The organism is Streptomyces sp. (assembly GCF_035644915.1).
In the GTDB taxonomy this organism is placed as follows: domain Bacteria; phylum Actinomycetota; class Actinomycetes; order Streptomycetales; family Streptomycetaceae; genus Streptomyces.
In genome coordinates, this window is the sequence record NZ_DASQNP010000014.1 from 1 (window position 1) to 24,178 (window position 24,178).

The window sequence follows — 24,178 nt, forward strand, 5'->3', positions numbered from 1 at the left end:
CTCGGGGAGTGGCGCATCGAGCAGGACGTCATCGACACGGCGGAGCTGGTGCTGTCGGAGCTGGTGACCAACGCCCTGCGGGTGCGGGTGCCGCGCGACCGGCAGGTGGGGGTGCGGATCGCGCACTCACGGGAGGACGGCCTGCTGCGGCTGGAAGTGAGCGACGCCGGGGAGGGCCGGCCCGAAGTGCGCAGGCCCGGCGAGGACGAAACCGGCGGGCGCGGGCTGCTCCTCGTGGAATCGCTGGCCCACCGCTGGGGCGTGGAGGAACGCCCGCACGGAATCGGGAAGACGGTGTGGGCCGAGCTGAAGGCCCCGGAACTGGTGGCCGAACCCGTCGAGCGGGAGGTCGCGGCGGTGACGATCCAGCCCGGCCGGCAGGTCAAGTTGTGGGGGCTGTGGCACACGGTCCGCAGCGTGCGCGGCGAGCGGTCCGCCCTGGGCGGACTCGTCATGGTCCTGGAACTGGACGACGGCCCGCCGCTGCGCGTGGACGCCGCCGAGCCGCTGATCGTGCGGGACGGCGGTGTGTCCTCCCCGCCGGAGGGCGGGGAGGACACACCGGGCTGATCGCGTCCATGGCCCGGCCCCGGCGATCTCGTGTGCTGCCCGGACGTGAGCCGCTGGTCCCCCGGAAGCACCGCCGCAACCGGGACCGCCGGGGTGGTCGGCCACCGGGCTTCGACCGCGCGGTCCACCGGTGCCACAACACCGTCGAGCGCTGCTTCGACCGGCTGGAGGGCTTCCGCGGTATCGCCACCCGCCACGACAGGACCGCCGCCTCCTGTGAAGCGGCGGTCCGCCCGGCCTCACTCCTGCTCTGGGCTGCTCTGGGCAAGGTCGCTTCGAAGACGGACCCTGGAGCCGACGCCGGCCGGTCACAACGCGAGGAGCGGCGAGCCGCCCGGGCATCAGCCCGCTCGCCGTTCGGCGGCGATGATCGTGTCCAGGTTGGCGCGGGTCGCCTCCAGTTCGCCGATGGCCTCGCTGATCCGGTCCCGGTGCCTGACCAGCTCGTCGACCAGCTCCGGACAGTCGGGCGTCAACAGGCCGTCGTCATCGACCATGCAGGGCAGCACTTCCACGATCTGCGCGGTGCTCAGCCCGGCCGCGAGCAGGACCCGGATCCGCCGTACCGCCGCCACGTCCGCGTCGCTGTACACGCGATAGCCGCTCGGCCGCCGTTTCGGGCGCAGCAGGCCTTGCTCCTCGTAGTACCGCAACGCGCGCTCGCTGACGCCCGTCCGCCGCGACAGTTCCCCGATCCGCATCCCGGCTCCCGGCTCTCGGCTCTCGGCTCTCGGCTCTCGGCTTGACTCTGACGTCAACGTGAAGGTTTAGCTTAACCGGCATGACACCCGTGACTGTCCTCGGACTGGGCCCGATGGGCCGGGCACTGGCGACCGCGTTCGCCGCCGCCGGCCACCCCACCACCGTTTGGAACCGCACACCGGGCAAGGGGGACGACCTCGACGCCACCATCGCCGGCACCGCTGCCGAGGCGATCGCCGCCAGCCCTCTTGCCGTCGTGTGCGTGCTGAACCACCAGGCCGTGCGATCGGTCGTCGATCCCGGTGCGCTGAGGGGCCGCACCCTGGTCAACCTCACCGGTGGCTCGCCCCGGCAGGCCCGCGAGATGGCCGCGTGGGCGGCGGACCACGGCATCGACTACCTCGACGGCGTGATCCTGAACGGGGTCGTCGGCGGCCCGGAGGCGGCACTGCTGTACAGCGGGCCACGCGACGTCTACCAGGCGCACCGGGCCACGCTGGCCGCACTCGGCGAGAACGGAACGTACCTCGGCGAGGATCCCGGGCGGGCGGCCGGGTTCAACGTGTCCCTGCTGGACCTGTTCTGGACGTCGATGTTCGGGGTGGTGCACGCGTTCCGGCTGGCCGCCGCGGAGGACATCACCCCGGCCGAACTCGGCGGGCACGCGAAGACGATGGCCGGTCTGCTCCCCGATCTGATCGACCTGGTCGCCGAGCACGTCACCGCGGACCACTTCCCCGGGGACGCCTCCACGATCGTCTCGGCGGCGGCGATCCTGGACGACGTCATCGACACCGTCCGGGCGAACGGCCTGGACGACGGCGTGCTCAGCGCTGGGCGGGCCGCCGTTCAACGGGCGATCGACGCCGGGCACGGGTCAGCGGGATTCTCCCGCCTCGCCGTGCTCTGACCGTCCCGTGCCGGGAGGTCGTGAGCGCGGGGACACGTCGTCGGACGACCTCAGGGCGGGAGGATCTCCGGGTTCGGCATGGATCATCGCAACGTCCGCCATGCCATGGGGTCCTCGTGTCGTTCCGTGATGCCCCGTCGGCGCCGACCGGCAGACCGCGTCCGGCCCGGTGCGTCGTGGACGACGGCCCACCGCCCACCAGCCGTGTCATCGACCTGTCCGGACAGCGCAGCCGGCGCCGACCGCCGGGCCGCACCGCGCCTTCGGGGCACAGGTCGCGTGCTTGCCGGGGCGGCGTCGCGGACCGGACCCCGGCCCGGCATTCCGGCCGAAGGGGAGGTCCGGGCCCGTGGTCTGGCCTATGCTCCGTGCCCGGAGCGTGCGCTGCCGTCCGGACTGCGGGGAATGTCCGCCGCGGGGCCGGACGGCTCGGGGGAGGGGGAGACCGATGGGGACGACCGGGTTATCCGGACGGGATTCCGGCTCGGCGCCGCGGGTCACGCTGGAGGAACTGCTCTCCGTGGTGGGCACCGGGGCCCTGGGGCTGGGCACCGCCCCCAGGGGGCTGGAGGTGGCGGTCGACGGGGTGACCGTGCTGGACGCCCGGGACCCCGGGATCGCCCGGGGCGACCTGGTGCTGGCGGTCGGCGTCGACCCGGAGTCGGCCGCCGCCGTCGACGTCGTACGTCAGACGGGCGACGCCGGAGCGGCGGCCGTGGTGTTCGGGCCGGGCGGCTCGGGGCGGCTGTCCGAGGCGCTGCGGACGGCGGCGGAGGAGGCCGGTGTCGCGGTGCTCTTCCGCACCACGTGGTACCGCTGGGCGCGGTTGGTGAGCGTGCTGCTGGCGGGGCTGGCCGCGGCGGGCGTGCGGCCCGACCCCTGGGCGGCGGACGTGGCGCCGGGCGACCTGAACGGGCTGGCCGACGCCGTGGCGGCCCTGGTCGGCGGCGCGGTGACGATCGAGGACCTCCAGTCGCGGGTGCTCGCCCACTCCTCCACGGAAGGCGATGTGGACGAACTGCGCCGGCTGACCATCCTCGGGCGCCGCGTCCCGGAGTGGCGCGTCGCCGCGATGCGGGAGGACGGGTTCTTCCAGGCGCTGTGGAACGCGACCGACGTGCTGTACCGGCCGGCGCGGGGGGAGAACCCGGAACGTCTGGTGGCGATGATCCGGGGAGGCGACGAGCGCCTGGGCTCGATCTGGGTGGCGGCCGTGGGCCGGCCCCTCGCGCCGGACGCGGCCGACGTCCTGCGGGCGGCGGCCCGGGTGGCCGCCGCCCACCTGCTCCACCACCGCACGCGCGGAGGGCACGACCGTCTCGCCGAGGAGGCGGCCCGCGCCCTGCTGGAGGGACGCGGCCCCGCCGACGCGCTGGCCGAGCGGGCCGCGCTGCCGCCGCGGGGGAACTGCGCGGTCCTGGCGGTGCACACCGGCGACCGGGGCGACGGCGATCCCGCACGGCTGCACGGCATGCTGACGCTGCACTGCACGGCCCACGGGCACCGGGCCGTGGTCGTGCTCCTGGAGGGCGGGACGCTGGTGGTGCTGGGCGGCCTGGAACAGGACGGGCAGCGGGCCGAGGAGCAGGTGACCCGGCTGGGAACGTCACTGGCGAAGCAGGTGTCGACCGCGTTCGGCACGGAAGCGCGGATCGGGCTGGGGGACGTGGTCGCCGGACCGGCGCGGCTGCCCGAGTCCCGCCGGTCGGCCGAGGCGGCCCTGCGGGCCCTGCTGACGGCCGGGGGAGACCGCGCCGTGGCGCGCGTGGCGGAGGTGGCCGAGGCCGTCGGCATGGCGCGGGTCACGGACGCGCTCCAGGAGGTGTCACTGCCGTCGCAGACCCCCGTGGCCCGGCTGGCGGCGTTCGACGCCGAGCACAAGGGGAGCTTCCTGGTGGAGAGCCTGCGGGCCTACCTCGACCACTTCGGCGACATGCCCGCCGCGTCCAAGGCGCTGGGCGTGCACTCCAACACCCTGCGGTACCGCATCCGCCGGGTCGTCCAGGTGTCGGGGATCGACCTGGGCGACCCCGACGCCCGCCTGCTCGCCCAGATCCAGTTGCGCCTGCTCGACCGCGGCGGCACCTGAGCCCCGGTAGCCGGGCACCCGTATCCGGGCCCCTGCATCCGGACGTCTGTCCGCCGGCGAGAAGGGAACGCCCTCCTTTCGTCGCCGCGCACAACGACGGCGGCCCGCCCCCGGGACACCGCACCACCGCACGGACGGTGCCCCGACATCTCGGACGGCACGACGAAGACGCCTCCCGGCCCCCGCGGGCAGCCTGGTGACCAGGCCGGCGGAACCGCCGCGCGCTCCAGGACACCGACCCGGAAGGTGCGTCATGACCGACCTCACCCACCCCGCCGAACGGCGCGAGCACATCCTGCGCGCGGCCGTGCGCCAAGGACTGCTGGACCCCGAGCGGGCCGTCCTGGCCGGGTTCGTCGACCTCGACGGCGTCGCCGCGACGGTCGGCTCCCTGCACCGGGCGTTCCCCGACTCCCTCCGCGTCCTCCACGCCTTCGCCGCCAAGGCCAACTGCCTGGTGCCCGTGCTGGCGGAGCTGCGGCGCGCCGGCATGGGCTGCGAGGTCGCCACCGCCGGCGAACTCGCGCAGGCACTGGAGGCGGGCTTCGCGCCGGACCGGATCGTGTTCGACTCGCCGGCCAAGACCCGCGCGGAACTGGAGTGGGCCCTGGAGCTGGGCGTCACGATCAACGCCGACAACTTCTCGGAGCTGTCCCGGATCGACGCGCTCCTCGCGGACCGCCCCGCCTCCCGCTCGCGGATCGGCGTGCGCGTCAACCCGCAGGTCGGCGGCGGGACGATCGCCGCGATGAGCACCGCCACCCGGCACTCGAAGTTCGGCATCCCCCTGGCGGACGGCGACAACCGGCAACGGCTGCTGCGGGCCTACCGGGAGCGTCCCTGGCTGACGTGGGTGCACACCCACGTCGGCTCGCAGGGCTGCCCGCTGGAGCTGATCGCCCAGGGCATCGCGCAGGCCGTGGAGTTCGCCGACGAGGTCAACGAGCACCTCGGGCGGCGGCAGGTGGTCGGCATCGACATCGGCGGGGGACTGCCGGTCAACTTCGCCGACGACGAGGTCAGGCCCGGCTTCGACACCTACGTGGCCCACCTGCGCGAGCACGCGCCGGCCCTGTTCACCGGCCGGTACGAGATCATCACCGAGTTCGGGCGCTCGGTGCTGGCGAAGAACGGCTTCATGGCCGCCTACGTGGAGTACACCAAGGAGGCGGGCGGCCGGCCGATCGCGATCACCCACGCCGGCGTGCAGGTCGCCACGCGGACCGTGTTCGCCCCCGACGCCTGGCCGCTGCGGATCGAGGCCCACCACCCCCACGGCGGCGCCAAGAGCGGACGGCCCGTGCGGCAGGACGTCGCCGGCCCGGCCTGCTTCGCCGGCGACCTGCTGGCGCGCGACCGCGCGCTGCCGCTCCTGGAGCCCGGCGACATCGTCGTCCTCCCGGACACCGGCGCGTACTACTTCTCCACGCCCTTCCACTACAACAGCCTGCCCGAGCCCGCCGTCCACGGCGTCCGCGTCGGCGCCGACGGCCGGGTCGACTTCGAACTCGTCCGTCCCGCGCAGACGCTGCGGGTGCCGGCGGCCTCCCTCGGCTAGGCCGGGGCCGCCTCCGGCACCGGCAGGCGGCAGGCAGCGGAAGCCTGCCGAACCACGTCCCACGACATGCAGGAGGAGTCGACGGTCATGACAGTACGACCCACCCCGCCGGGGTGTTCGATGGAGAAGGAGGCGGTCCTGCCGGGGCGGGACCGCAGGTGGCGCCCGACCGCCGTCGGGCGCCGCTGCCGCCGGGCGGTGCGCGGCAGCGCCCGGTGGGCCGTGCGGCGCCGGGGCATCATGGCCGACCAGTTCCTGCGGGGCGCCTGCTACGGCGCGGGCGCCACCGCGGTGAGCCTGCTGACGCTGTGGGCCCAGACCCGCTGACGCGCTCGCCGGCCGGCCGCAGGCCCGCCCCGGCGGCAGCGGGGGCGGGCACGCCTACACTGGCCCGGTGTTCGCCCCCCTCCACATCGACGAAGAGCTGCGCGACGCGCTCGCCGGACTGCTCGACGGGCTGCCGCCGCGGCAGGCCGCGAAGGCCGTCGAGCGGCTGATCGCCAGCTACCGGGGGCGTACCCCGACCGACGCCCCCGTGCTGCGGGACCGGGCGGACGTCGTGGCGTACGCCGCCTACCGGATGCCCGCCACCTTCGAGGCCGTCCGCGCCGCGCTGGGCGCCCTCGCCGACCGGGCGCCCGGGCTGGACCCGGCCGGCCACCTCGACGTGGGCGGCGGGACGGGCGCGGCCGTCTGGGCCGCCGCCGCGACCTGGGGCGACGGCGGGGAGCGCACCCGGGCGACCACCGTGCTGGACTGGGCCGAGCCCGCCCTCGCCGTGGGCCGCGAGCTGGCCGCGGCCTCCGGTTCGGCCGCGCTGCGCGCCGCCGAGTGGCGGCGCGGGCGGATCGCCCCGGGCGGGGAGCTCCCGGCCGCCGACCTGATCACCGTCTCCTACGTGCTCAACGAACTGGCCGAGGACGCCCGGCACTCCCTGGTGGACGCCGCCGCGGCGGCCGGACGCGCCGTGGTGGTCGTCGAGCCGGGGACCCCGGACGGCTACCGGCGGACCGTCGAGGCCCGCGAACGGCTGATCGCCGCCGGGCTGCGCGTGCTCGCCCCCTGCCCGCACAGCGCGACGTGCCCGATCGAGCCCGGCTCCGACTGGTGCCACTTCGCCGCCCGCGTCAGCCGCTCCTCCCTCCACCGGCAGGTGAAGGGAGGGTCGCTGGCGTACGAGGACGAGAAGTTCTCCTACGTGGCGGCCGTCCGGCCCGGGGTGGAGGGCACGCCCGCGGCGGCGCGGATCGTACGGAAGCCGCAGATCCGCAAGGGGCAGGTCCTCCTCGACCTGTGCACCGGGCAGGACGGGCTGCGGCGCACCACCGTCACCAAGCGGCACGGCCCGGAATACCGCGCCGCCCGGGACGCGGAATGGGGCGACGACTGGCCCGCGCCGCCCCCGCCCGGCCCGTCCGCGTAGCTCATCCGCGCAGCTCCGCCGTGCAGCACTTCACGCTGCCGCCGCCCTTGAGCAGTTCGCCCAGGTCCACGCCGACCGGCTCGTAGCCGCGCTCGCGCAGCGGGCCGAACAGCCCCACCGCCGCCTGCGGCAGCAGGACGTGCCGGCCGTCGCTGACGGCGTTGAGGCCGAAGGCGCGGGCGTCGGCCTCCCCGGCGATCACCGCGTCGGGGAAGAGCCGGGCCAGCACGGCCCGGCTGCCGGGGGAGAACGCGGCCGGGAAGTACATCACCGCGTCGTCGCGGGCGTCGTCCAGCACGCACAGCGCGGTGTCCAGGTGGTAGAAGCGCGGATCGACCAGGTCCAGGCCGATGACCGGGCGGCCGAAGAACTCCTGCGCCTCGGGGTGGGAGAGCGGGCTGCTGCGGAAGCCGCGGCCGGCCAGCAGCCAGGAGGCGGTGACGGCGAAGTCGCCCTCGCCCTCGTTGACGTGCTCCGGCTCGCGGACGTCGGCGAAGCCGTGGGCGCGGTACCACTCCCGGTGCGCCGCGGCCTCCCCGGCCCGCTCGGGGTGCGCGAAGCGGGCGCCGAGCACCCGGCCGCCGACGACGGTCGCGCCGTTGGCGGCGTACACCATGTCGGGCAGGTCCGGGTCCGGGACGAGCTCCTCGACGGTGTGCCCGAGGGAGCGGTAGAGGTCGCGCAGCCGCTCCCACTGCGCGACGGCCAGCGGGAGGTCCACGGGCTTGGCGGGGTCCATCCACGGGTTGATGGAGTAGGTGACCCGGAAGTGCACCGGTGGGCACATCAGATAGCGGCGGGGTGCGTACAAGGGAGGCTCCTCACAGGATCGCTGCGTGGCGGAGGAAGTGCGGTGCGTGAGCACATGATCCCCCCGCGCCCCCGCGCGGGCGCCGCCCCGGAGCCGGTTTTCCCGCGGGCGCCCGGACGCCGTGCGGCCCGGGGAGCGCGATCCGGCCAAGGTGGCCCATACGACGTCATACGGCGGCCACCCCGGTTACCCATCGGGCGCGGGGAAGGCGCAGGATGGAAACGGTCATCCGAGATCCGTGGATTCCGCCCGGCAGCGGGCGCTCGGTTCCGTACCCTCGGAAACCAACGGTCCCGGTCGCGAGTGAGGCGGTACATGGAACGCGAAAGCAGATTCTCCCGGTGGCTGCGGCGACGCTCCCGGAGCGGCGCACGCCTGAGTGCCGCGCTGGAGGCGGCCCGCCTCCGCGAGGATCTGCTGCTGACGGCCGCCGCGGCGGGCTTCCCGCTGGCGCCGGCCGCGCACCCCGAGGGGTACGGCTGCTCCTGCGACCGGATCGGCTGTCCGACGCCCGGCCGCCATCCCGTCTCCTTCGCCTGGCAGACGCAGGCCACCACCGACCCCGAGCAGATCACCCGGTGGGCGAGCAGCCAGCCGCTGGCGAACTTCATCACCGCCACCGGCCGCGCCCACGACGTGCTGGACGTGCCGGTGCGGGCGGGACGCGCCGCGCTGGAGCGGCTGGAGGCCGAGGGCGTGGACGTCGGGCCGGTGGCGGTGTGCGGCAACGACCCCTGGTCGGGGCGGATGCTGTTCTTCACGGCCACCCGCGGCACCCCGGACGACGAGGACGAGTGGTGGCCGTGCGAGCTGGACTGCCACCCCGAGACCCTGGACGACCACCCCGGGCTGCGGTGGCACTGCCGCGGCAGCTACGTGCTCGTACCGCCCGCGCGGCTGCCCGGCGACGACTCCGGCCCGGCGGTCGGCTGGCTGCGCGCCCCGGAGCGGCCGCTGCCCGACCCGCTGACGCTGCTGGAGGCGCTGACGGACGCGTGCGCGGCGTACGCGGAGGAGGAGCCCGGCCACGATCCGGCGACCTGGCCGGTCCGCTGACCGCGTCCGCCTCCGTGACTCCCGTACCCGGTACGTCCGTACCTTCCGCACTCATGACCGTGCCCGGGCCGCCGCGGCCCGGGCACGGTGCGTCCTGACAACCGGGCCTCCCGGCGCCTCATTCGCCCTTGGCGCTCATCAGCCCCTGGAGGCGGTACAGCATCCTGACCCCGGGGTCCTGGGCGTCGGCGGCGGGCACGGCCGCCGCCTGGAGCGCGAGACGGGCGTACGTCACGGACTGCCTGGGCGTCCCCTCCAGCAGCGCCTTGACGTAGGGGTCCTTCACCTGCGGCCGGTAGCCCTTGGCCACGGTCTGCTTCATCTGGTGGTGGGTGGTGAAGAACACCAGCGCCCCGCCGTCCTCGGTGCGCAGTCCCACCGGGGCGAACCGCGCGTCCTCGGCGGGCAGGTCGGCCCACTCGGTGCGGGCGCCGGGGCGGGTCGCCGTCTTCTTCCGCTCCTCGCGCAGGGCGCTGGTCAGCCGCCCCCCGGCGAAGGCGTCCCCGCCCTCGCGCAGGTAGTCGGTGTAGGCGCGGCTCAGGTCCTCGGGGGCGACGGCCAGCCGGGCGGTCTCGTCGGCGGGGACGGCCTCGACGTATCCCCGGTCGTCCCGGGAGAACTTCGGCACCGCGTCGGCGGCCAGCACCGACAGGTACGACACCTTCCAGCTCTCCTCGATGCCGCCCCGGGTGAAGACGAGCAGCCAGCGCGCGCCGCCGCTGCGGTTGCTGGCGGCGTCCGCGACGAAGAACTTCGGCCAGCCCGCCTGACGGGGGATGAGGAAGCGGGCGTCGGTGAGTTCCAGCGGCTGGTGCCGGGGGTTGCCGTTCGGGTGGACGGTGCGCCGGGCCCGCAGCCCGGCCTGGTCGATGGTGCCCAGCGCGCCGGTCTCGATGGTGGCGTTGAGCTCGGCGTCGTGGGTGCGGTTGGCCTCGTTGTTGGTCTTGGTGAAGTGTTCGAGGACCTTCGCCGCCTCCGCCCTCGTCGTCGCCGGGACCACGGCCTTCTCGCCGTGCACCGTCATGCAGCCCGACACTCCCGTCAGCGCCGCCAGCACAGCCACCAGCATCGCCGTGGCCCTCAGCCCACGTGCCTTGGTCCGCACTCTCTTTCGACCCCTCCCGGACAGGCTCTCTCGGCCCCGAACCCTACCGGTGCCCCGCGCGGCCCGGGCGGGGGGATGGCCGCCGCGGACGCCCGCGCGCGGCCTCTCCGGGGCCCGTGCCCGCCGGCTCGTCCGAGTCGGCGGGCACGGGGTGTACCCGGCCCCGCCCCGGGCCAGTTCAAAGGGCGGGACCGGGCGTCCGGCGCACGCCGCGGGCTCCACGGCCCGTAGCCCCACGGCGTGTGTCCTCGTGTGTCCTCGTGTGTTCTCGCGCTGTCCTCGGCCGGTCCCAGAGCCTCAGGAGGCCGTGCAGGTGCCGCCGTTGAGGGTGAAGGTGTCCGGGCTGGTGTTGCTGCCGTTCCAAGTGCCGGTGAAGCCCAGGGTCACCGAGCCGCCCGCGGGGATGCCGGCGTTGTACGAGGCGGGCCGGACGGTGACCGCCGCCCCGCTCTGGGCCGGGGTGCCGCCCCACATGTGGGTGATGGTCTGGCCGTCGGGGAACCGCCAGCCCAGCGTCCAGCCGCTGATCGGCGAGGTGCCGGTGTTGCGGACGGTGACCTCGCCCTGGAAGCCGCCCTGCCACTGGCCGACGATCTTGTAGGTGACCGAGCAGGTGGCGGGGTCGCCGCCGCCCTGGCGCGTGGTGACGGTGACGGTGGCCGAGCGCTCGGAGCGGTTGCCCGCCGCGTCCCGGGCGTACACGGCGAAGGTGTAGGCGGTGTTCGCGGCCAGGCCGGTGATGTTGGCCGAGGTGCTGGTGGTGGTCTGGACGGCGGTCTCGGAGGTGCCGTCGACGCGCACCACGTCGTACCCGGTCACCCGGACGTTGTCCGAGGAGGGCGACCAGGACAGGGTGAGGCCGGTGGAGGTCACGCCGGAGGCGGTGGGGGTGCCGGGCCGGGTCGGGGCCTGGTCGTCGCCGCCCGAACCGCCGTAGACCGTGGCCTCCTCGGCGGTCGCGGCGATGCCGTTGGCGCCGTTGAAGATGCGCTGGCCCCAGGCGGTCAGGGAGTTGGGGTCGAAGCCGTTGACCATGTCCAGGTACTCGACCCCGCCGCCGTTGCCGCTCCAGGACCAGCCCAGGTAGCCCAGGCCGAGCCGCTGGGTGGTCGCCAGGATCGCGTCCTCGTCCGGGTTGCCGTCGGAGTGGTCGTGCCCGAACTCCCCGACCAGGATGGGCAGTCCCGCGTCGACGAAGTGGTTCAGGTACGCCTGGACCTCGGCGGCGGTGTCGAAGACGCCGTACATGTGGATCGAGAACAGGGTGTTGCGGTCGGGGTCGGCGGCGAAGACCGCCGCGGCGTTGTCGCGCATGGTGAACGACCAGTCCTGGCCCCAGTTGGGGGCGTCCACCATCAGCGCGTGGTCGAAGCCGGCGTTGCGCAGCTTCTGGACGGCGGCCCGGGTGTCGGCGGTCCAGCGCTCGTAACCGGTGTTGCCGAACGGCTCGTTGCCGATGTTGACGATGACGTAGTCCTCCTGGCCGTCCAGCGCGCTCTTGACGCTGATCCAGTAGTCGGCCGCGCGGTCCAGGGAGACCGCCGCGCTCTGCTCGCCGTAGCCGGTGGTGTCGTGCACCTCCAGGACGCAGATGAGGCGGTTGGCCTTGCACTCGGAGACGACGCGGGCCACGTCGGAGGCGTCGTTGCGGGTCCACTGGTCGCCGCTGCTGAGGACGACCCGCACGGTGTTGGCGCCCTTGGCCTTGATGTGGGAGAGGGAGTCCAGCTCGTTCGCGTACCAGGCGTGGGCGTGGTTGACGCCGCGCATCACGAAGTCGTTCCCGTTGGCCTCCAGCAGCCGCCCGTCGCTGACGTGGAGGCCGGTCGCGGCGGCGCGGGGGGCGTCTTCGGCGTCCCCGGTGTTCCCGGCGGCGGCGTGGACGGCCCGGCCCGGGCCGAACAGCGACAGCAGCAGGCCGAGGAACAGGCCGAGGAGGACGCCCCCGGCGGTGGTCGTGCGGGCGGTGCGTGGTCTCATCCGTCACTCCAGCTCGATCGTGCGCCTGACAACGATGTCGTACTGTGCCGCGGCCAAGGGCGAAGGGAATATGGGAGCGCTCCCACTGAACCTCTCCTGTCGATGTCCCGTCAAGAGGGGAGACGGAGATCGATGCGCGCGCCGTCCCGGAGCGCCGGACCGCCCGCCGGGCGGAACTGACGCGCGCCTTCCTCGGCCCCGCGATCGACCGGGTCCTCGCGGAGCACCGCCCGGGGCCGGCGGGCCGGCCGCTCAGGGAAGCGTGAGGATCTCGGCCCCCGACTCGGTCACCACGAGGGTGTGCTCGAACTGGGCCGTGCGCTTGCGGTCCCTGGTGACGACCGTCCAGCCGTCCTCCCACATCTCCCACTCGTGGGTGCCCAGCGTCAGCATCGGCTCGATGGTGAAGGTCATGCCGGGCTTCATCACGGTGGTCGCGCGGGGGTCGTCGTAGTGGGGGATGATCAGCCCCGAGTGGAACGAGCTGTTGATCCCGTGACCGGTGAAGTCGCGGACGACCCCGTAGCCGAAGCGCTTGGCGTAGGACTCGATGACCCGGCCGATGACGTTGATCTGGCGGCCCGGCTTGACCGCCTTGATCGCGCGGTTCAGCGACTCGCGCGTCCGCTCCACCAGCAGCCGCGACTCCTCGTCCACGTCGCCGCACAGGTAGGTGGCGTTGGTGTCGCCGTGCACGCCGTGGACGTAGGCGGTCACGTCCAGGTTCACGATGTCGCCGTCGCGCAGGACGGTCGAGTCGGGGATGCCGTGGCAGATGACCTCGTTGACCGAGGTGCACATCGACTTCGGGAACTTCCGGTAGCCGAGGGTCGAGGGGTAGGCGCCGTGGTCGCACAGGTACTCGTGCGCCACCTCGTCCAGCTTGTCGGTGGTCACGCCGGGGGCGATGTGCTTGGCCGCCTCCGCCATGGCGCGGGCGGCGATTCCCCCCGCGATCCGCATCTTCTCGACGGTCTCGGCGTCCTGCACCTCCGGCCCGGTGTACGGCGCCGGGGCGTCCTTCCCGACGTACTCCGGGCGGGGGATCGAGGCGGGCACGGTGCGCCTCGGGGAGAGCGTGCCGGGAACAAGGAGCGACTGGCCAGACATGTGCGCGAGTCTAACCGCGATAGGCGGGGCCTCCCCGGGGCACCATGACCCCATGGCACTCTTCAAACGCAGGAAGACCGGCAGGCCCGGCGAGTGGTTCTACTGCCTGGAGCACCGCAAGGTCGAGGAGGGCCCGGAGTGCCCGGCCAAGGACCGCATGGGCCCGTACCCGTCCCGCGCGGAGGCCGAACGCGCGATGGAGACCGCCCGCGAACGCAACCTCCAGTGGGAGAACGACCCCCGCTGGAGCGAGCCTTCGCGCCGCGACGACGCGCCCTGACGGCGCCCCGGCCCCGGCCGGGATGCTCCACCCCTATCCCGCTTCCGTACCGCGCCGCCGGACCGCCGCCGCGTGCGGGCTGGTGCGGGCGTCGTAGGCCATCAGCCTCGGCAGGGCCAGCGCCAGCAGCCCCACCGCCACCACGCACGCCAGCCCGCCGCCCCAGACCGAGGCGCGCACGGAGGTGAGCGCGGCCATGCTCCCCGCGCGGACCTGCCCGAGCTGCGGTCCCGCCGCGTACGACAGCATCTCGATCCCGGCCAGCCGGCCCCGCAGCTCGTCGGGGATCGTCTGGTTCCACATCGTGCGGCGGAAGATCCCGCTCACCATGTCGCACCCGCCGCCCACCGTGAGGAACAGCAGCACCAGCCAGACGTTCTGCGCCCAGCCCGCGGCCACCATCGACGCCCCCCACCCCGCCGCCGCGAGGACCACCGCCCGGCCGTGCCGGTGGACGCGCCGGGTCCAGCCGCTGGTCGCGCTGACGACCATGCCGCCCAGCGGGAGCGTCGCGAACATCAGGCCCACCGCCCAGGGCGCGCCCAGGTCGTCCGCGAGGAAGGCGAAGACCGCGATGGGGAAGGACAGGACCGTGGCCGCCAGGTCGACGACGTACGTGCCCAGCAGGTCCTTGCGGCTCCACGCGTAGCGCGCACCCTCGGCGATCCCGCGCAGCGACGGCCGGGCGGCGCCACGGGCGGCGGGGGAGGGACGCAGCCCCCGGGCCAGGGCGACGGAGACCGCGAAGGTCGCGGCGTCGATCGCGTACGCCCACTCCAGCCCGGCGAAGGTGATCAGCACGCCGGCCAGGGACGGGCCCGCGACCCCGCCGATCTGCCAGCGCACGGAGTTGAGAGCGGCGGCGGCCGCGAGCTGCTCGTGGGGGACGATGCGCGGCACGATCGCCTCCAGCGCCGGACGCTGGAGGCCGCCGAGCGCGCTGTTCAGGGCGGCCGCCGCGTACAGCGGCCAGACCGCCGGCTCGGGCAGCAGGCTGTTGGCCAGCAGCATCAGGGCCGTCACCCCGAGGGCGCACTCGGTCCACAGCAGCAGCGCGCGCCGGTCCACGGCGTCCGCGAGCGCCCCGCCGTACAGGCCGAAGAGGACCAGCGGCACCAGCTCCACCGCACCGAGCGCGCCGACGGCGGCCGCGGAGCCGGTCAGCTCCTTGAGCTGGAGGGGCAGGGCCACGAAGGTGAGGAAGGTGCCGAAGACAGTGACCGCGCCCGCGCACCACAGCAGCCGGAAGTCGCGCGAGGAGCGCCAGGGGGAGAGGTCGGGCAGCAGCGCGCCGAGTGGAGAGGACACAAGGGGTCATCGTGCGCCGCGGCCGTCGTGAGCCGCAACGGATGTGCGCACCCGGTGCGGCGGACGGACGGACGGACGGGCGACCGACCGGGCGGGCGGGTGGTGCGGAGCGTGTTGCTACTCCCCGGTAGCGACGGTCCGGGAGCGCCCTGGCAGGATCGGACCATGACTTCGAACGACGCTTCCGCAACCACCCCGGCCGCCACCCCCGCAGCCGCCCCCGACACCGCACAGGGCGCCCCGAAGGCCCCGGCCAAGGACCCCTGGGACCTGCCGGACGTCTCCGGCCTGGTGGTCGGGGTCCTGGGCGGCACGGGCGACCAGGGGCGCGGCCTGGCGTACCGGCTGGCCCGGGCCGGGCAGAAGGTGATCATCGGCTCCCGGGACGCCGGGCGCGCCCGGGCCGCCGCCGGGGAGCTGGGCCTGGGCGTGGAGGGCGCGGACAACGCCGAGTGCGCGCGCCGCAGCGACGTGGTGATCGTCGCGGTGCCGTGGGAGGGGCACGCCGCGACGCTGGAGAGCCTGCGCGGGGAGCTGGTGGGCAAGCTCGTCGTGGACTGCGTCAACCCGCTCGGCTTCGACAAGAAGGGCGCCTACGCCCTGAAGCCGGAGGAGGGCAGCGCCGCCGAGCAGGCCGCCGCGCTGCTGCCCGACTCGCGGGTGACCGCCGCCTTCCACCACCTGTCGGCCGTCCTGCTGAAGGACCCGGAGGTGGAGAGGATCGAGACCGACGTGATGGTGCTGGGCGAGGTGCGGGCCGACTGCGAGATCGTGCAGGCCCTCGCGGGCCGCATCCCGGGCATGCGGGGCGTCTACGCCGGGCGGCTGCGCAACGCGCACCAGGTCGAGTCGCTCGTCGCCAACCTGATCTCGGTCAACCGCCGCTACAAGGCGCACGCGGGCATCCGGCTCACCGACGTCTGAGGCGGACCGCCCGCCGGGGGCGGGGCGCCGGGCGGGGTGGAGGGGGACATGGGGGACAATGGGCCTGTCGTACCACCGTCCCTCCCGTCTGGAGCCCGCCCCATGGCCCGCACGCCCCTGTCCGGCCTGTCCGGCCCGTCCCGGCGCCTCGCCGTCTTCGCCCTGATCGTCTGCGGCCTCGCCGTCGTCGCGGCGGTGGTGGCCTTCGTGAAGGGGGCCTGGCTGGTGGGGATCGTCTGGGTCCTGATGGCCGGGCTGTCGTCCAACATGGCCTGGTACTACGTGCGCCGCGCCCGGCTGGAGCGGGCCGCCGCCGAGGCGAACGCCGCGGCGAACGCCGCCGAGGTCAGCGGGGGACGGTGACGTTCCGGGGCTCGCCCTCCCAGAAGCGGAAGTACTCCAGGCCGTAGGCGGTTTCCTGCCAGGACACGCCCAGGGCCGTCATCAGGGAGTCGACGCCCTGCCAGAACACGGCGTTGACCTCCGGAATCCACAGGCAGGCGAAGACCGCGATCAGGCCGAAGGGCGCGAAGGGCTCCACCCGGCGGCGGAGGGCCGGGGAGAGCCACGGTTCGAGGACGCCGTAGCCGTCCAGGCCGGGCACGGGCAGGAAGTTCAAGACCGCGGCCGTCACCTGCAGCATCGCCAGGAACGCCAGCGCGCAGCGGAACGCGACCGGCACGTCGTCCACCGCGCCCAGCCAGAACGGCGCGGTCAGCGCCGCGGCCAGGGCCGCATTGGTCAGCGGCCCCGCCGCCGAGACCAGGCTGTGCCGCAGCCGGCCCCTGATGCGGTCGCGTTCGATGAACACCGCGCCGCCGGGGAGCCCGATCCCGCCCATGACCACGAAGAGCACGGGCAGGACGACGCTCAGCAGCGCGTGGGTGTACTTCAGCGGGTTGAGCGTGAGGTAGCCCTTCGCCCCGACGGACACGTCGCCGCCGTGGAAGGCGGTGCGCGCGTGCGCGTACTCGTGCAGGCACAGCGACACGATCCACGCCGAGACGACGAAGAGGAAGACCGCGAAGCCGGTGGGCACCGCGGCGTCCGCCCACACCCCCCACGCCGACACTCCCGTCACGGCGAGGAGGCCCAGGAATATGGGGCTGATCTGCGGGCCGCTGCGGGTGCTGGACGCGCTCATGGGCCCTGACCGTACCCGGCGCGGCCGGCGGGGCGCGAGCCGCGTCCGCCGCCGGGGCCCGGTCCCGCGCCCGGGGAGGCCGTCCCCGGCCGGGGGGCCGGGCCGCCGGGGTCACACCTTTCCGCCGCCGACCCGGATGGTGCGGCGCTTGCCCCGCGGCGACTTCGGGATGCGCACCGTGAGCACCCCGTCGGCCAGGTCGGCCGCGACCTTGTCGCTGTCGATGTCGTTGGGAACGATCGTGCGGTAGGAGAACCGCCCGGTCCGGCGGCTGAGCACCTTCCCCCGCTGCTCCTCTTCGAGTTCGCCGGTGATGTGCAGCTCGTTGGCGTCCAGCTCCACCGTCACGTTGTCGCGCGGGATGCCGGGCAGTTCGGCCCGCACGACGTAGGCGCTCTCGGTCTCCTCCTCCTCGACCATGGGCACCCAGGGGCGCTCGCCGGTGGGCATGGCGCCCTGGCGGAAGAAGCGGTTCATCTCGCCCCAGAGGTTCTCGAACTCGCTGAGCGGGTCCCGCCAGCCCCAGCCCGGCTGGTGCCGGGTCACCGGGGCGCTCTCTCCGCGGCGTACTGGCATCTTCACCACTGTCGTCCCTCCTGTCCTCGTCTCGTGGTCGCGGAGGGCCGCCCGGCCCGCGCGGCCGGGGACGCCTCCGCGGGGTGCCTCCCCGCGGGTATCCGCATCAAAGGCGGTCATACCTGGAGGAAAAGGTCACGGAGGGGGGCGGGGCGGCGGATCACGGCCGGGCCGGGAGCGGCCGGGGGAGACAATGACCGGGTGCGCTACCGCTACGAGTTGCTGGGGACCACACGGGTGCTGCGCGAGGACGGCACGGCCGTGCCGCTCGGCGGCCCGCGGCTGCGGGCGCTGGTGACCGCCCTGGCCCTGGCGGCCGGCCGGGCGGTCCCCGCGGGCGCGCTCGCCGCGGAGGTGTGGGCGGACGACGACCCGCCCGCCGACGCCGCCGGGGCGCTCCAGGCGCTGGTGGGGCGGCTGCGGCGGGCGCTCGGCCGCCAGGCCGTGGTCTCGGTGGAGGGCGGCTACCGGCTCGCCGCCGAGCGCGAGGACGTGGACGTGTTCCGCTTCGAGCGCCTGGTGGGGGAGGGCCGGCGGGCGCTGGCCGACGGGGACGCCGGGAAGGCCGCCGAACTGCTGGAGGGCGCCCTGGCGCTGTGGCGGGGCGAGCCGTTCGCCGATCTGCCGTCCCCCGCGGAAGCGGCACGGGCCGAGCGGCTGCGGCTGGCGGCCCTGCGGGCGCGGATCGAGGCCCGCACGGTGCTGGACGGCCCGCAGGAGGTCCTCGCCGAGCTGGACGAGCTGTGCGCGCGGCACCCGCTGGACGAGCCGCTCCAGGCGCTGCGGCTGCGGGCCCTGCGGGACGCCGGACGGACGGCCGAGGCGCTGGCGGCGTACGAGGAGGTGCGCCGGGAACTCGCCGAACGGCTCGGGACCGATCCGGGCGCCGAACTGCGCGTCCTCCACGCCCAGTTGCTGGCCCACCGGCCCGCGCCCCCGGCGCCCCCCGCGCCGGAGCCCGCACGCCCCGCGCCGCCCGCGCCGCCCGTACGCCCCGTGCCGGGGAACCTGCGGGCGCGGCTGACCTCCTTCGTCGGGCGCGAGGCGGACCTCGCCGCGGTGCGCGCCCACCTGGCCGCGCACCGGCTCGTGACGCTGGTCGGGGCCGGCGGCTCCGGGAAGACCCGGCTGGCGCAGGAGGCCGCCGAGGCCGGCGCGGACCGCTGGCCGGACGGGGTGTGGCTGGCCGAACTCGCGCCCGTACGCGATCCGGGCACCGTCGCCGAGACCGTCCTGACCGTGCTCGGCGGGCGCGAGACCGTGCTCCGGGGCGCGGGCGCCGAGGAGCTGCGGGCCGCCGACCCCCACGCCTCCGCCCCGCTGACCCGGCTCGCCGATCACTGCGCGCACCGGCGGCTGCTGCTGGTCCTGGACAACTGCGAGCACGTGGCCGGCGCGGCGGCGGAGCTGGCCGAGGCGCTGCTGACGCGCTGCCCCGGCGTGACGGTGCTGGCCACCAGCCGGGAGCCGCTGGGGGTGCCGGGCGAGGTGGTGCGGCCGGTGGAGCCGCTGCCGGTGCCGGTGGCGCTGCGGCTGCTGGGGGAGCGGGGCGCGGCGGCGCGGCCGGGCTTCACGGTGGAGGAGGACCCTGCGGCCTGTGAGGAGATCTGCCGCCGGCTGGACGGCCTGCCGCTGGCGATCGAGCTGGCGGCGGCGCGGCTGCGGGCGATGTCGGCGCGGCAGATCGCCGACCGGCTGGACGACCGCTTCCGGCTGCTGACGGGCGGCAGCCGCACGGTGCTGCCGCGGCAGCAGACCCTGCGGGCGGTGGTGGACTGGTCGTGGGAGCTGCTGGACGAGCGGGAGCGGACGGTCCTGCGGCGCCTGTCCGTCTTCGCGGGCGGCTGCGAGCTGGAGGAGGCCGAGGCCGTCTGCGGCGGCGACGGCATCCCCGTGGGGGAGGTCGCCGCGCTGCTGGCCTCCCTGGTCGACAAGTCCCTGGTGGTCGCCGCGCCCACGCCGTGCAGCCCGATGCGCCACCGCCTGCTGGAGACCGTCGCCGAGTACGCGGCCGAGCGCCTGGACGAGGCGGGCGAGCGCGGCGCCGTCGAGCGGCGCCACCTGGTGGCCTACCGCGAACTGGCCCGCACCACCGACCCGTTGCTGCGCGGCCCCGACCAGCGCGTCCACCTCGACCGGCTGGAGCGCGAGCACGACAACCTGCGCGCCGCACTGCGCCGGGCCGTCGCCCTCCGCGACGAGCACGAGGCGCTGTGCCTGGTGCTGTCGCTGTACTGGTTCTGGGACCTGCGCGGCCACCGCACCGACACCCGCACCTGGTCCGAGGCCGTCTCCGCCCTGGGGCCCGACCCGTTCGAGCCGCCCGTCGAGCCCGCCCCGCCGCTGGTCGCCCGCTGCACCGACGCGCCGCCGCCGATGCCGCCCGAGCAGCTCCTGGAGGCCCGGCGCCAGGTGTGGCTGATCCACTTCTCCACCCTGGAGCCGGACGTGACGGAGCTGGCGCGCCCGGAGACGCAGGCCAGGCTGCGCGGCATCGTCGACACCTACCGGCCCGGCCTGCCGCAGGTCTGCCGCCCGCCGGGCATCATCTGGTTCTACGCGGCGGTCCTCACCGGCGACCACGAACTGCCGGCCAGGATCATCGACGCCGCCGTGGAGAGCTGCCGCGCGCTCGGCCACGACTGGGAGCTGGCCTGCGCCCTCCGAATCCGCGCCAAGGTCCTGGTCGACCGGCCCGAGACGGTCGGGCAGGCCGTCCGGGACACCGGCGAGAGCCTGGAGATCTTCTCCCGGATCGGGGACCGCTGGGGCGTGGCCGAGGCGTTGTCCTGCCGGGGCGAGACGCGGGAGGAGCACGGCGACTTCGCCGGGGCCGCCGAGGACTACCGCCGGGCCATCGACGTCGCCGGGGAACTGGGCGCCCACACCCAGGTGATGATGCTGCGCGCCCGGCTGGGAGGCGCCTTGCTGGAGTCCGCCGGGACCGGGACCGTGCCGGGCGAGGACGCCGAACGGATGCTGGGCGAGGTCATCGCCGAGGCCGACCGTACGGGCAACGACGCCGCGTACTACGCGCGCTTCCAGCTCGCCGTCCGGCTGGGCCGCACGGGCCGCACCGCCGGGGCCCGCGAGCACCTGGACGTGCTGGAGCGGAAGTTCCGGGACCAGGCGCCGGAGGTCTTCCGCGGCGTGGTCGGCGGGCTGCGCGGCTGGCTGGACGTGCTCGACGGGCGGTACGAGCGGGCGGTCGCCGAGCTGCGCGAGGCCATGCGGCTGACCCAGAGCGGCCTGGCCTGGTTCATCGCGCCCCAGTTCGCCGTCTCCCAACTGCCTACCGCCGCCCAGGCCCTGGCCGCCACCGGCCGCGCGGAGGACGCGGCGAGGCTGCTCGGCGCGTACGACGCGGTCGACCTGGCGCACGTGCCCGGAGCGGCCGCCGCCCGGGAGTGCCGCGACCGTGCCGAGGCCGCGGCCCGGGCGGTGCTGGGGGAGGCGGCGTACGCCCGGGCGTACGCCGAGGGCGGCGGCCTCTCCGTGGAGGAGGCCACCGCCCTGGTCTGAGCGCTTTCCCTCACTCGGCGCGGCGGAACCTGGCCACCGCCAGCGGGGCCGTCACCGCCGTGATCGCCACGGCCCACAGCAGCGTCACCGCCGCCGGGTGGGCGACCGGGCCCTCGCCGTTGATCAGGTGGCGGGCGGCGTCCGCCAGGTTGGAGAGCGGATTGACCTCGGTGAAGGCCTGGAGCCAGCCGGGCATCGTCTCCGGGTCGGTGAAGATCGACGATCCGAACTGGAGCGGCATCAGCACGATGAACGCCACCCCCTGGACGGCCTGCGGACCCGGCAGCATCACCCCCAGCAGCATGAAGATCCACATCAGCGAGGCGCCGAAGACCATGGACAGGCCGACCGCCGCGAGGAGTTCCGGCACGCCCGACCTGATCTCCAGGCCCAGGACCAGCCCCACCGCGAGCAGGATGACCGTCGCCACCAGCATCCGGCCCAGCTCCACGGTGACCTTGGCGACCAGCACCGAGGAGCGGGCGATGGGCATCGACCGGAAGCGGTCCATCACGCCCTTGCGGACGTCCTCGTTGAGCCCGGTGCCCACGGCCATCGCGACGTTCAGGCCCGTCATCGCCAGCAGGCCGGGCACCACGTAGTTGACGTACTCCTGCCGGCTGCCCTCCAGCGCGCCGCCGAAGACGTAGACGAACAGCAGCGTGAAGACGATCGGCATCAGCAGGACGTCGAACATCGACTCCGGGTCCTGCCTGATCTGGAGCACGTTGCGGCGGACGAGCGCGCCGATGTGCCGCAGATGGGCCCGCGGGCCGATCCGGCCGTCGTCCGCGCCGGACGGCCGGGCCGGGCGCGGCGGGGCCGCCGCGGTGGTGTCGGTGGTCATGCCACTGCCTCCTCGTACTCCTCGTGGTGCTCCCCGGGCCGCCGTTCCCCGGGCGGTGCGGACGCCTTCTGGCCGGTGAGGGCGAGGAAGACCTCGTCCAGGCTCGGCAGGTGGGTGTCGATGCCGGCGATGGCGAAGCCGCGCCCGGCGAGCACCGCGATCACGGCGGTGAGCTGCTCGTCGCCCGAGATCGGGACGTTGACCACCCCCTCGGCCGTATCCGCCACTGCCCCGCCGACGCCCGCCTGGGCGATGGCACCGACCATGCGGTGCAGCTCGCCGGGGTCGGCGGGACGGATCCGGAGGGTGCGCCCGCCGACCCTGGCCTTCAGCTCCTCGGCCCCGCCCCCGGCGGTCACCCGGCCCCGGTCGATGACCGCCAGCTCGTCGGCGAGCCGCTCGGCCTCCTCCATGTACTGCGTGGTGAGCAGGACGGTCGTCCCGTCGCCGACCATGCGCTCCACCTCGTCCCACACCTCGTTGCGGGTGCGCGGGTCCAGGCCGGTGGTGGGTTCGTCCAGGAACAGCACCGCCGGGCGGCCGATCAGGGAGGCGGCCAGGTCGAGACGGCGGCGCATGCCGCCGGAGTACTGGCCCGCGGGCCTGCCCGCGGCCCCGGTGAGCGAGAACCGCTCCAGCAGCTCGTCCGCGCGGCGCCGGGCGTCGGCGCGGGACAGGTCGAGCAGCCGCCCGATCAGGTAGAGGTTCTCCCGGCCGGACAGTTTCTCGTCGACCGAGGCGTACTGCCCGGTCAGGCCGATGACACGGCGGAGCGAGCGGGGCTGGCGCACCACGTCGTACCCCGCCACGGTGGCGGTGCCGGCGTCCGGCACCAGAAGGGTGGCCAGGCAGCGCACGAGGGTGGTCTTGCCCGCGCCGTTGGGGCCGAGGACGCCCAGGACGGTGCCCTCGCGCACCTCCAGGTCCACCCCGTCGACGGCCCTGGTGTCGCCGAAGTGCTTGACCAGCCCGCGGACCTCCACGGCGGGTCCGCCGCCGGCCGTGCCGGTTGTCTGTCGTCGTGTCATGCGCCCACGCTCGCAGCCGCCGCCGACGCCCCGCCGATGTTCCGCCGACAGACGGCCGACGGCCCGCCGACGGACGGCCGACGGCCCGCCGACGGACCTGGGAAGGTCCTGTCGGCGGGCCGCCGGTGGGTGACCGGTGGGGGATGCCGGTCCCGGGGGAAGGTCGTTGGTGTCGGGGGCGCCTCGGTCGCGTCAGTGGAAGGAGTGCTCCTCGGCCGGGAACGCGCCGCCCACCACGTCCTGCGCGAACTCCCGGGCCGCCTCGCCCAGCGCCTCGCGCAGCCGCGCGTACTGCTTGACGAAGCGCGGCACGCGGCCCGGAGTCAGGCCCGCCATGTCCGTCCAGACCAGCACCTGCGCGTCGCACTCGGCGCCGGCGCCGATGCCCACGGTCGGGATGTGCAGGGAGCGGGTGACCTCGGCGGCCAGCTCGGCCGGGACCATCTCCAGGACGACGGCGAAGGCGCCCGCGTCCTGGGCGGCCTTGGCGTCGTGCAGCAGCCGGTGGGCCGCCTCCTCGCCGCGGCCCTGGACGTAGTAGCCGCCCAGCGCGTTGACCGACTGCGGGGTCAGGCCCAGGTGGGCCATCACCGGGATGCCGGACCGCACGAGCAGCTCGGTCTGGGGCAGCGACCGCTCGCCGCCCTCCAGCTTCACCGCGCCCACGCCCGCCTCCTTCACCAGCCGGGTGGCGTTGCGCAGGGCCTGGACCGGGCCCTCCTGGTACGAGCCGAAGGGGAGGTCGGCGACGACCAGCGCCCGCCGGGTGCCGCGCACCACGGCGGCGGACAGCATGGCCATCTGGTCCATGGTGACGGGGACGGTGGTGTCGTAGCCGAGGTGGCAGTTGCCCGCCGAGTCCCCGACCAGCAGGACGGGGATGCCCGCCTCGTCGAAGACGGACGCGGTCATCGCGTCGTACGCGGTGAGCATGGGCCACTTCTCGCCGCGCTCCTTGGCGGCGGCCAGGTCCCGGACGGTGATGCGTCGCTGCTGCGTCCCGCCGTACAGCGCCTTGCTCCTGCTGCTGTCGGCAGCCTGCTGGGCATGCGTCATTGCACTGGCTCCTGTGGTGTCGTCTCGAGGCGCCCTGACGGCGTCCCCGGATCCGCATCCATGGTGGCACCCCCGCGAGGGCGGAGGGAAGGGGGGCCGTTGTACCTCACAGGTTTCCGCGGCCGGGGGCCCGGCGGGCACGCCGAGCCGTCGCCGAGTCACTGCCGGGGCATGCCGGA

22 protein-coding genes are annotated in these 24,178 nt (G+C 74.8%); 11 read left to right on the plus strand and 11 right to left on the minus strand.

Going from position 1 to position 24,178, the window contains the following annotated elements:
- A partial coding sequence (locus VE546_RS02090; protein WP_324917310.1) for an ATP-binding protein occupies positions 1–570 on the plus strand: 570 nt, incomplete at its 5' end.
- A 341-nt stretch (positions 571–911) separates the two neighbouring features.
- On the opposite strand, the gene VE546_RS02095 is transcribed toward VE546_RS02090, so the two are convergent.
- Positions 912–1,271, minus strand: coding sequence for a MerR family transcriptional regulator (locus VE546_RS02095; protein ID WP_324917312.1), 360 nt, complete (start codon positions 1,269–1,271; stop codon positions 912–914).
- 80 nt (positions 1,272–1,351) lie between these two features.
- Here VE546_RS02095 and VE546_RS02100 point away from each other — a divergent pair, with 80 nt between their 5' ends.
- The 5 genes from VE546_RS02100 (at position 1,352) to VE546_RS02120 (ending at position 7,252) form a co-directional block, all read left to right on the plus strand.
- Positions 1,352–2,182, plus strand: coding sequence for an NAD(P)-dependent oxidoreductase (locus tag VE546_RS02100; protein WP_324917315.1), 831 nt, complete (start codon positions 1,352–1,354; stop codon positions 2,180–2,182).
- Positions 2,183–2,630: 448 nt separating this feature from the next.
- Positions 2,631–4,271, plus strand: a complete 1,641-nt coding sequence (locus tag VE546_RS02105; RefSeq protein WP_324917318.1) for a helix-turn-helix domain-containing protein — start codon at positions 2,631–2,633, stop codon at positions 4,269–4,271.
- 253 nt (positions 4,272–4,524) lie between these two features.
- A complete protein-coding gene (locus tag VE546_RS02110) occupies positions 4,525–5,829 on the plus strand; it encodes a diaminopimelate decarboxylase (RefSeq protein WP_324917321.1) in 1,305 nt (434 codons plus the stop codon).
- Positions 5,830–5,916: 87 nt separating this feature from the next.
- A complete protein-coding gene (locus tag VE546_RS02115; protein ID WP_324917324.1) occupies positions 5,917–6,156 on the plus strand; it encodes a hypothetical protein in 240 nt (79 codons plus the stop codon).
- Positions 6,157–6,223: 67 nt separating this feature from the next.
- On the plus strand, positions 6,224–7,252 hold the full coding sequence (locus VE546_RS02120; RefSeq protein WP_324917327.1) for a small ribosomal subunit Rsm22 family protein: 1,029 nt from the start codon (positions 6,224–6,226) through the stop codon (positions 7,250–7,252).
- Position 7,253: 1 nt separating this feature from the next.
- On the opposite strand, the gene ddaH is transcribed toward VE546_RS02120, so the two are convergent.
- On the minus strand, positions 7,254–8,039 hold the full coding sequence (gene ddaH / locus VE546_RS02125; protein WP_324917391.1) for a dimethylargininase: 786 nt from the start codon (positions 8,037–8,039) through the stop codon (positions 7,254–7,256).
- Between the two features lie 339 nt (positions 8,040–8,378).
- Here ddaH and VE546_RS02130 point away from each other — a divergent pair, with 339 nt between their 5' ends.
- The gene (locus tag VE546_RS02130) at positions 8,379–9,119 is read left to right on the plus strand and encodes a bifunctional DNA primase/polymerase (protein WP_324917331.1); all 741 of its coding nucleotides are present in this window, start codon (positions 8,379–8,381) and stop codon (positions 9,117–9,119) included.
- A gap of 118 nt (positions 9,120–9,237) precedes the next feature.
- On the opposite strand, the gene VE546_RS02135 is transcribed toward VE546_RS02130, so the two are convergent.
- The 3 genes from VE546_RS02135 to map all read right to left on the minus strand — a co-directional run bounded on the left by VE546_RS02135 (position 9,238) and on the right by map (position 13,314).
- Complete coding sequence (locus tag VE546_RS02135; protein WP_324917334.1) at positions 9,238–10,188, minus strand: hypothetical protein; 951 nt, start codon at positions 10,186–10,188, stop codon at positions 9,238–9,240.
- Between the two features lie 333 nt (positions 10,189–10,521).
- Positions 10,522–12,204 (minus strand): cellulase family glycosylhydrolase, encoded by a 1,683-nt coding sequence (locus VE546_RS02140; RefSeq protein ID WP_324917337.1) that lies wholly within the window; start codon positions 12,202–12,204, stop codon positions 10,522–10,524.
- 252 nt (positions 12,205–12,456) lie between these two features.
- Positions 12,457–13,314, minus strand: a complete 858-nt coding sequence (gene map, locus VE546_RS02145) for a type I methionyl aminopeptidase (RefSeq protein WP_324917340.1) — start codon at positions 13,312–13,314, stop codon at positions 12,457–12,459.
- Between the two features lie 52 nt (positions 13,315–13,366).
- Here map and VE546_RS02150 point away from each other — a divergent pair, with 52 nt between their 5' ends.
- Positions 13,367–13,594: a hypothetical protein gene (locus VE546_RS02150; protein WP_324917343.1), complete on the plus strand. Its 228-nt coding sequence runs from the start codon at positions 13,367–13,369 to the stop codon at positions 13,592–13,594.
- A gap of 33 nt (positions 13,595–13,627) precedes the next feature.
- Here VE546_RS02150 and VE546_RS02155 read toward each other — a convergent pair whose 3' ends face one another.
- A complete protein-coding gene (locus tag VE546_RS02155) occupies positions 13,628–14,902 on the minus strand; it encodes an MFS transporter (RefSeq protein ID WP_324917346.1) in 1,275 nt (424 codons plus the stop codon).
- Between the two features lie 165 nt (positions 14,903–15,067).
- Here VE546_RS02155 and npdG point away from each other — a divergent pair, with 165 nt between their 5' ends.
- Positions 15,068–15,826: an NADPH-dependent F420 reductase gene (gene npdG / locus VE546_RS02160; protein ID WP_324917349.1), complete on the plus strand. Its 759-nt coding sequence runs from the start codon at positions 15,068–15,070 to the stop codon at positions 15,824–15,826.
- Between the two features lie 102 nt (positions 15,827–15,928).
- Entirely contained in the window at positions 15,929–16,189 is a 261-nt protein-coding gene (locus VE546_RS02165; RefSeq protein ID WP_324917352.1) for a hypothetical protein, read from the plus strand.
- Here VE546_RS02165 and VE546_RS02170 read toward each other — a convergent pair.
- Both VE546_RS02170 and VE546_RS02175 read right to left on the minus strand, forming a co-directional pair.
- Complete coding sequence (locus VE546_RS02170) at positions 16,173–16,970, minus strand: site-2 protease family protein (RefSeq protein WP_324917356.1); 798 nt, start codon at positions 16,968–16,970, stop codon at positions 16,173–16,175. The genes VE546_RS02165 and VE546_RS02170 overlap by 17 nt on opposite strands.
- Before the next feature lie 111 nt (positions 16,971–17,081).
- Positions 17,082–17,546, minus strand: coding sequence for an Hsp20/alpha crystallin family protein (locus VE546_RS02175; RefSeq protein WP_324917359.1), 465 nt, complete (start codon positions 17,544–17,546; stop codon positions 17,082–17,084).
- A 201-nt stretch (positions 17,547–17,747) separates the two neighbouring features.
- Between VE546_RS02175 and VE546_RS02180 the strand changes: the two genes are divergently transcribed.
- Positions 17,748–21,068 carry an ATP-binding protein gene (locus VE546_RS02180; protein ID WP_324917362.1) on the plus strand — a complete coding sequence of 1,107 codons (3,321 nt, stop codon included), beginning with the start codon at positions 17,748–17,750 and terminating at the stop codon, positions 21,066–21,068.
- 10 nt (positions 21,069–21,078) lie between these two features.
- On the opposite strand, the gene VE546_RS02185 is transcribed toward VE546_RS02180, so the two are convergent.
- From VE546_RS02185 to panB, 3 genes are all read right to left on the minus strand, one after another.
- Positions 21,079–21,915 (minus strand): ABC transporter permease, encoded by an 837-nt coding sequence (locus VE546_RS02185; RefSeq protein WP_324917364.1) that lies wholly within the window; start codon positions 21,913–21,915, stop codon positions 21,079–21,081.
- Positions 21,912–22,943 carry an ATP-binding cassette domain-containing protein gene (locus VE546_RS02190; protein WP_324917367.1) on the minus strand — a complete coding sequence of 344 codons (1,032 nt, stop codon included), beginning with the start codon at positions 22,941–22,943 and terminating at the stop codon, positions 21,912–21,914. The genes VE546_RS02185 and VE546_RS02190 overlap by 4 nt, the downstream gene beginning before the upstream one ends.
- Before the next feature lie 192 nt (positions 22,944–23,135).
- Entirely contained in the window at positions 23,136–23,999 is an 864-nt protein-coding gene (panB, locus tag VE546_RS02195; RefSeq protein WP_324917370.1) for a 3-methyl-2-oxobutanoate hydroxymethyltransferase, read from the minus strand.
- Positions 24,000–24,178 lie beyond the last annotated feature (179 nt).